This is a genomic window from Brevirhabdus sp. (genome assembly GCF_052826345.1).
The window spans coordinates 1-8225 of sequence record NZ_JBRBUA010000050.1 but is presented as its reverse complement, the minus strand read 5'-3'; the positions used below and the strand labels follow the sequence as shown (position 1 = coordinate 8225).

The following is an 8225-nucleotide window of genomic DNA, read 5'->3' as shown; positions in this document are numbered from 1 at the left end:
TAGCAGCTGACCACGGGACGCACCGCCGCATTCGCCACGGTGGTCAGCGTGCGTTCGTATTCCTGCATTTCGGGCAGCACTTCATGGCTGAGCGACACGGGAATGTCGGGAAGGATGTCTGCCACGATCCTGCCGACCGTCTTTTCATGCGATCCGTCGACATAGGCGTTCATCAGGGACACCGTGATCGCCTCGACCCCCTGCTTCTTCAGGAATCCGACCTGCTGCCTGATATCGTCCTCGTCCAGCGGGCGGACGGTGTTTCCCTGCGCGTCCATCCGTCCCTTGATCGTGACAGTATCCTCCAGCGCGGCAAGCGGCGTAGGTTTTGGCCAGATGATCCATCCGGCAAGACCGCCCGGCACGAAGCTGCGGGCGATCTGCATGATGTGGCGATAGCCTTCGGTCGTGATCAGCCCGACGCGCGACCCCTTTCCTTCCAGCACCGCATTGGTGGCGACGGTCGTGCCGTGCAGGAAATACTCGATTTCATCCGGCGCGATGCCCGCCTTTTCGCAGATCACGTCGAGGCCGGTGAGGATACCTTCGGACGAATCCGAAGGGGTCGAGGGTGTCTTGTGCCGCCAGAACCTTCCGTCGGAGGCATCGAACAGCAGAAGATCGGTGAACGTGCCGCCAACATCCACGCCAAGGCGATATCCCATCTGTAGCTCCCTATGCTGCCGGAAAAAGGGGGGCGCGGGCGACCATGCCGGGCAGGGTCCGCCCCATCACGCCTTCCAGCCAGTGATTGGTGTCGATCAGCTTCGCCAAGTCCAGCCCCGTGGCGACGCCTGCGCGTTCGAGCATGTAGACGACGTCTTCGGTCGCCACATTGCCGGCAGCGCCGGGGGCAAACGGGCACCCGCCAAGGCCACCGATCGAGGCATCGACGACGCTCGCCCCGGCCTGCACCGCCGCCCACACATTGGCGAGGCCGGTGCCGCGGGTGTTGTGGCAATGGATGCGAACGGGGACAGGTCCGACAGCATCGGCCACGGCAGAGACAAGCTGTGCCACATGCGCAGGATTGGCGACGCCGATCGTGTCGGCCAGCGCGATTTCGGCAGGTTCGCTACGCGCCAGGCGTTCGGCCATGGAAACGACATGCCGGACCGCGACTTCGCCATCGAACGGACAGCCAAAGCTGGCGGCGATCGTCACTTGCCCGGTCAACTCTGCGGCCTTGGCCGCTCTCACGATCTCGCAGGCGACATCGACGGATTGGTCGCTGGACTGGCCCTGATTGGCAATGCCCAGCCCGTCCGACGCCACCGCGACCGCACCCAGCTGGTCGATCCGGCCGGTGGCGATCGCACGATCCGCGCCGCGCATGTTGAGGACCAGCCCGATGTAGGTCACGTCCCCGCGTTCCGGCAAACCGGCACACACCGCTTCCGCATCGGCCATTTGCGGCACGGCGCGGGGATTGACGAAACTGGCGACCTCTATCCGCCGCGCACCGGCTTCCAGCGCGCGTTCGATCAGTGCAATCTTGTCCGCGGTGACAATCTGCAGCTTTTCGTTCTGCAGACCGTCGCGCGGGCTGACCTCAACGATTTCGACCTTTTTTGTATACATTATCCGGTCATCGCCTTGGCTATGCGTGCGCCAGGCAGTTTGCGATGTGCATCGGCATAGGCGTGGTAGGCCCGCCGCACATGCGCGACCATCACGGCCCGCGCCCATGACCCGTCGCCGCGATCGAATGCGGCCAGCAATTCCTCGTGCTCGCTATACGAACGGCGCAGATCCTCGAACCGGTATTGATGCGCCGTGCGCCAGACGACAGGCTGCTCTACCAAGGTGCCGAGCAGCGCCGCCAGCCGCCGCGAACCGGCCGCTTCCAGAATCATGGCGTGAAAGGCGCGATTGGTTTCGAGGAACAGGTCGACGTCCGGATAATCCGAATGCACCGCCTCGCCCAGACGCGCATTCTCGGTGCGCATGGCGGCAATCAGCGAAGGCTCGATCCGCTCGGCAGCCAGCCACGCGGCGTGGCCCTCCAGCATGGCGCGCAGTTCGAATGCATCGGCCACGTCGCTGAGCGACCAGTCGGCCACGAAGCTGCGATTGGTCTCGGTCCGCGTGACCAGAAGCTCCGCCTCCAGCCGCCGCAGCGCCTCCCTGACGGGCGTGCGCGATACGCCGCAACGCTCGGCCATGGCCTCCTCGCGAATCTGCGTGCCCGCGGGCAGTTCCCCGCTGAGCACCATGGCGCGGATCTCGGCATAGGCCTTGTCGCTAGCCTTGGAAATGGTGCCCCCTCCTTAAAACTTGAAACTTGACCAAAGCCATTTTGTACACAATACCTCTCACTCAGGGAAACGCAATGGCGCTTTCAGGGGCGCCCGATCATGGGGGCATTTGGCATGAGGTCTTCTCGTTGGCTCGTTTCGGCGTCGGTCGTTTCGGTATTGGCGTCGACAGTTCCCACGCTGGCCCAGACGGCCGAGGAACCCGCCGCCGGGCCCGAAGTCGCAGCCGCTTCTCCCGATGACATCATCGTCACCGCCCGCCGCCAGTCCGAACGACTGCAGGACGTCCCGGCATCGGTATCGGTGCTGACGGCCGAGGCGCTGGAACGCACCGGCGCCAACAAGGCGGAGGATTTCGTCGGCCTGACGCCCGGCGTCACCATCGTCACCGGAACGGCCGAGGCGGGCGATACGCAGGTCAATATCCGCGGCATCAACGGCGCGCGCGACGCGGAAAGCTCGGTCGCGCTGGTCGTCGACGGCATCCTCAAGACGAACACCGCGCAGCTCAACCAGACGCAAGGCACCTTGCGGCAGGTCGAAATCCTGAAGGGCCCGCAAGGCGCGCTCTATGGACGCAACGCGGCGGCGGGCGCGATCGTGATCCAGACGCTTGAGCCTACCGATTATTTCACCGGCATGGCGCGCGCATCCTATGCGAACGAGAACACGTTCGAGGGGACGGCCTATGTCAGCGGTCCGGTCGCGGAGAACATCGGCTTTGTCCTCTCGGGATTCTATCGCACCACCGACGGGTTCTTCCGCAACGATTTCCTCGACGCGAAAGTGGTCGACGACCAGGAAACATGGTCGGTCGACGGGCGCGTGATGTTCGGCCAGGGCACCGCCACGCAGGTCGATGTAAAGGCGCGCTATGCCGATTTCAGCGGCGCTTCGCTGCCGTTCAATGCCGCGTTCCACCTGCCCAATTTCGCCGCGGTCAATCCCGCCTTCTACGAAGACGTGAACGAGCATCCGTTCAACTTCTACAACAACATCCGCGCCACCAACGACCAGACGAGCTTCGACATGTCGGTCAAGCTGGATCAGGAACTGACCAGCAATGTCTCGCTCGTGGCATGGGCGCTTTATTCCGATGTCGATCAGGATCTGGTCGCGGACGGCACATCTGCCGATTTCGCCCGCTATATCGGAGCGGCTGATCCGGCGGGCCAGCCCACGGTCAACGCCTGTTTCGCCAGCACCGCAGAATTGACCGGCTACCCGGTCAACCCGCCCGGCGCGATCGGCCAGATCCCGGTGCCGTTCATCTTCGCGCCCGCGAATGGATCGACCTTTGGGCCCTACAGCCCGACCACTTGCGACGGTATCCAGTACCAGCTGCGCAAACAGACCGATTTCAGTGCGGAGATCCGGCTGATCTCGGACAATGCGGGGCCGCTGAACTGGCAGCTTGGCGGCTATTACCTGAATATCGACCGCGAGACCGGCGTCAGCCTCAGCGGCGATACGGGCAACGGGGTCATCAAGAACCTGTATAATCCGCCCGAATCCGCGAACCCGACCTCGCTGCTGCTATCGGACAAGTTCCGGACCAATGTCTATGCGATGTTCGGCGCGCTTGACTATCAGCCGACGCAGCAGCTCTCCGCCAGTTTTGCGCTGCGCTATGACATCGAGGATCGCCGTGCCTCATCGCTGGTCCCCGACGCGATCGATCCGTTCACGGGCGGACCGATCAATCCGGGGCAGGCATTCGGCGAACTGACGCCCCAGCACGAGGTGTTCGAACAGATCCAGCCCAAGCTGTCGCTTAGCTTTGAGCCGGTGCCCGACCTCAACATCTATGGAAACTGGGGCATCGGATTCAAATCCGGCGGGTTCAACAATCAGGGCTCGTCAGCCATCGTCGACACCAATTTCAACCAGTTCATCGACGCCGGCGTCACGATCACTGACCAGTACGACAAGGAATGGTCAAGCGCGTTCGAGGCGGGCGTGAAGGGAAGCCTGTTCAACGACCGCATCACCTATGACCTGGCCGGTTACTACACGCAGATCCACGACATGCAGTTCTTCGAATTCTTCGTGGGCAGCTTTGGCCTGCTGCGCGTCGTGTCGAACATCGACAAGGTCAATGTGAAGGGTGCAGAGATCAACCTGACGGGGAAGGTGACCGACTGGTGGAGCGTGTTCGGTTCGTTCAATGTCACCGACAGCGAGATCAGGGAAAACAGCTCGCGCCCCTATACCGTGGGGAACAAGTCGCCCTACACCGCCGACTACACGATCAACCTCGGCACCGACCTCAGCGTACCCATCAACGATGCGGTGCGGCTGATCGGCCGCGTCGATTACCGCATCACCGGCCCGACGTGGTTCCATTCGGTGCAGGACCAGGAACGCCCGACCCTGTTCACCGGCCTGCTGCCCGGATCGGCGCTGGCGCTGCCCGGCTTTATCGGCAACGCCCGCTATGACGTGGCGCGCCGCGACAGTTTCGACGTGCTGAACCTGCGTGCGGGTATCGAGACCGACCGGTTCCAGATCACCGTCTTCGCCGACAATGCGCTGAACGAGAAATATATCGCCGAGGCCATTCCCGCGATCGAATTCGGCGGATCTTTCATCACGCCGGGCGCCCGCCGTCTTGTCGGCGTAGAAGCAGGCGTGAAGTTCTAGAGGGTCTTGCAGTCATCGACAGCTTTTCGCCCCCAACCACTGCACGGGAGCGCGGGGAGCAGCGGACCTGCCGTGATCCCTTATAAATCGTCGTGGCGGCAGGTCCGTTGCCGCCCCCTCGGCCAACCCCCTTGCTTCTTTTTAATTTGCCGGAGTATTGAAGTCCCGCAGAACCGGTGAACCGGCGTCGTGGAGGAGAGGTTGCATGGCGGCGCGAAACCGTCGTCGCCCCCTTTTGCAGCGCTGCATTGGAGGGGAAACGACGCGAATGGCATTCCGAAGCATATTGTCAGCCTGCCTGTCCGTTGCGCTTACATCCATGACGACCGCGCCCGCCAGCGCGCAGGTCGGGACAGAGCAGCCACCCGTCGTGGAAGGTGCCGCGAAAGTGCGGATCGATCGCATAACGGTGCATTCCGATGCGATCGACGGCAACCTGATGGGCACGAGTGCCGAGCGCGACATCCATGTCGTCCTTCCGCCGAGTTACGATCAGAACCCGGACCGGCGCTATCCTGTCGTCTATGCGCTGCACGGATACTGGGTAAAGGCAGAACAGTGGCTGAAGGAAGTGCACATGCCGCAAACGGCAGAGGGTGCCTTCGCAAATGGCGTGCCGGAGATGATCCTCGTATTTCCGGACAGCTGGAACGAATATAACGGTTCCTTCTACTCGGACTCGCCCACGACCGGGGATTTCGAGCATTTTATCGCGGACGAGCTGATCGACTATGTCGACAGAAATTATCGCACCATCGCCCGGCCCGAGAGCCGCGGGCTGGTCGGCCATTCGATGGGCGGATACGGGGCCAGCCGCATCGGGATCAAGCATGCCGAAAAATATGGCGCGCTCTATCTGATGGCGCCGTGCTGCCAGTCGCCGATGGGCTCGCGCGGGTTGACCGCACAGGATGTCCAGACGATCCAGGCCGTGCCCAGCGTCGCCGCTGCGCAGGACCTGCCCGGCAATCTGCGCAGTGCCCTGGCGGTGGCCGCCGCCTTTTCGCCCGATCCGGATGCGGCGCCGCTCTATCTGGATCTTCCGGTCGATGCACAGGGCAAGGAACGGGACGACGTCATCGCGCGGTGGACGGCGAACCCGCCGATTGCCTTCCTCGATCAGCATGTCGATGCGGTGAAGGCGTATCGCGGCATCGCGATCGACGTGGGGGACAAGGATTTCCTGCTGGACGACGTACGCCTGCTGCACGGCGCCTTGCAGGCGCGAGGCATCGACAACACGCTGGAAGTCTATGACGGCGACCATACCAACCGCCTCGGCTTTCGGATGCAGGAGCATGTCCTGCCGTTCTTCGGGCGGACCCTCGTTCAGGAACCGGCACAATGATCCGCTTGCACCTCCCCACCATCGCCGCGGCATGCGCCCTGGCCGCCCTGCCCCTTTCCGCCGCGGCGGACGAGCTTGACCCGACCGGCGCGTGGAGTGCCTATTCGGGCGGGCAGGCGCCTCTGCCGCCGATGGGCTGGAACAGCTGGAACGCGTTCTACCACGACGTGGACGAGGAAAAGGTCATCGCCAGCGCGCAGGTCATCGTCGACAGCGGACTGGCCGATGCAGGCTATCGCTATATCAATATCGACGACGGCTGGTGGCTTAAGCGCGATGCCGACACCGGGCGCATGGTCATCCGCACCGCGACGTTTCCGTCCGCCGCCACCGGCAGCGACCGCACCAGCTTCCGCCCCCTGACCGACCGGCTTCACGCCATGGGGCTGAAGGCGGGTATCTATTCCGACATCGGGCGCAACAGCTGCGGCCAGACCTTTGGCCACGGCAACGCCAACAATCCCGCGGGCACATTGGCAGAGCGCGAGGTCGGCCTCTACGATCATATCGAACAGGACATCGCGCTCTATTTCGGCGAGTGGGGGTTCGACTATATCAAGGTCGACGGCTGCGGCATTCGCGGCATGGGCGCGGACAATCCCAATGTGCAAAAGGGCATCTACCGCGAGATGGCGCCGCTGATCGATTTCGATTCGATCGCGAAGACCGATGTGCCTGCCGTGAAGGACCTGTTCGCGCAGGTCGGGCAGGCGCTGGTCAGGCACAACCCGGACGGCGACTTCCTCTATTCGCTATGCATCTGGGGCAGCGCGAACGTGCGGTCGTGGGCCAAGGAATACGGCAATATCTCGCGCACCAGCGAGGATATCGCGCCCTATTGGGGCCGCATGCTGCACAATCTCGATTCCGCGTCGCGCCGCGCGCTGTATGCGCAGCCGGGCAACTGGAACGATCCCGACATGCTGTTCGTCGGCACGGGCGATTTCGACAGCGATCATCCGGCCGAGGCGCGCAGCCATTTCAGCCTGTGGGCGATGCTGAACGCGCCGCTGATCATCGGCTATGACCTGCGCAAGGCGACGCCCGAGCAGCTGGCGATCCTTGGCAATCGCGATCTGATCGCGCTGAACCAGGATCCGGCGGGCAATCAGGCCGTGCTCGCCTATGATACCGAGGATGTGCAGTTCTTCGTCAAGACACTGGCCGACGGGACCAAGGCGGTCGCGCTGTTCAATCGCACCGCGACCCCGATACCCGTCACTTTGACCGCCGATCATCTGAAATATGCCGCGGATGGCGAGATCGCCCTGACCGATCTGTGGAGCGGCGAAGCCAGCAGTTTCACCGGCGAGCAGGAGTTCACGCTGGCCCCGCACGAGACCCGCGTGTTCCGCGCGGCAGGCACGCGCGCCCTGCCCGGCGGCATGTATCTGTCCGAGATGCCGGGGCGGATCAATGTCGCCGAGGAAGGCATCGACTTCCCCGAACCTGATCCGATGATCCACCGCGCCATCGTGCCGTGGCAGAACACCCGCTCCAACGGAGAGCGGCCCCGCTACACCGGCTGGGGCGGCGCTCGGGCGGATTCAACGCCCTATGGCCAGATGCTGCGCATCGCGGACCGCGAGTTCCTGACCGGCATCGGCGTGCTGGCCAATTCGCGGCTGGAAGTGCGCGGCGACGGATTCCGCCGCTTCAGCGCGATGGTCGGGCGCGACGACAGCGGGTCGGATGACGGCAGCCGGGTGCGGTTCGAAGTCTATGGCGACGGAAAGCTGCTGGGCGCCAGCGAATGGATGGGCCTTGCCGAACCGGCGAAACCCCTGTCGGTCGATACCGGCGGCGCGGCCATCGTCGAGCTGGTCGTGCGCGGCGACGGCAAGGCCACCCGCCCCGTCCCCGTCACCTGGGGCGACGCCGCGCTGCTGCCATGATCGTCATGTCCCCGATTGCCAATTTCCGGCTGCGGATCGGCAGCGCAGCCGTCGGGGCCATGCTGGCGCTGGCGGGTCGGC

6 protein-coding genes are annotated in these 8225 nt (G+C 63.8%); 3 read left to right on the top strand and 3 right to left on the bottom strand.

The genetic code is table 11. From position 1 onward, the window contains the following. The 3 genes from ACU0BR_RS06160 to ACU0BR_RS06150 all read right to left on the bottom strand — a co-directional run. Positions 1-665: hydantoinase/oxoprolinase N-terminal domain-containing protein (locus ACU0BR_RS06160; RefSeq protein ID WP_446155970.1), on the bottom strand; the 665-nt coding region annotated here is incomplete at its 3' end. Positions 666-675: 10 nt separating this feature from the next. Beyond that, positions 676-1581 (bottom strand): hydroxymethylglutaryl-CoA lyase, encoded by a 906-nt coding sequence (locus ACU0BR_RS06155; RefSeq protein WP_446155969.1) that lies wholly within the window; start codon positions 1579-1581, stop codon positions 676-678. After that, positions 1581-2258 carry a GntR family transcriptional regulator gene (locus tag ACU0BR_RS06150; RefSeq protein WP_446155971.1) on the bottom strand — a complete coding sequence of 226 codons (678 nt, stop codon included), beginning with the start codon at positions 2256-2258 and terminating at the stop codon, positions 1581-1583. Before ACU0BR_RS06150 ends, ACU0BR_RS06155 begins: the two co-directional genes overlap by 1 nt. Before the next feature lie 114 nt (positions 2259-2372). Between ACU0BR_RS06150 and ACU0BR_RS06145 the strand changes: the two genes are divergently transcribed. The 3 genes from ACU0BR_RS06145 (at position 2373) to ACU0BR_RS06135 (ending at position 8144) form a co-directional block, all read left to right on the top strand. Next, positions 2373-4901, top strand: coding sequence for a TonB-dependent receptor (locus tag ACU0BR_RS06145; RefSeq protein WP_446155968.1), 2529 nt, complete (start codon positions 2373-2375; stop codon positions 4899-4901). A 319-nt stretch (positions 4902-5220) separates the two neighbouring features. Continuing rightward, positions 5221-6249 carry an alpha/beta hydrolase gene (locus ACU0BR_RS06140; protein WP_446155967.1) on the top strand — a complete coding sequence of 343 codons (1029 nt, stop codon included), beginning with the start codon at positions 5221-5223 and terminating at the stop codon, positions 6247-6249. Further along, entirely contained in the window at positions 6246-8144 is a 1899-nt protein-coding gene (locus ACU0BR_RS06135) for an NPCBM/NEW2 domain-containing protein (protein ID WP_446155966.1), read from the top strand. The genes ACU0BR_RS06140 and ACU0BR_RS06135 overlap by 4 nt, the downstream gene beginning before the upstream one ends. Positions 8145-8225 lie beyond the last annotated feature (81 nt).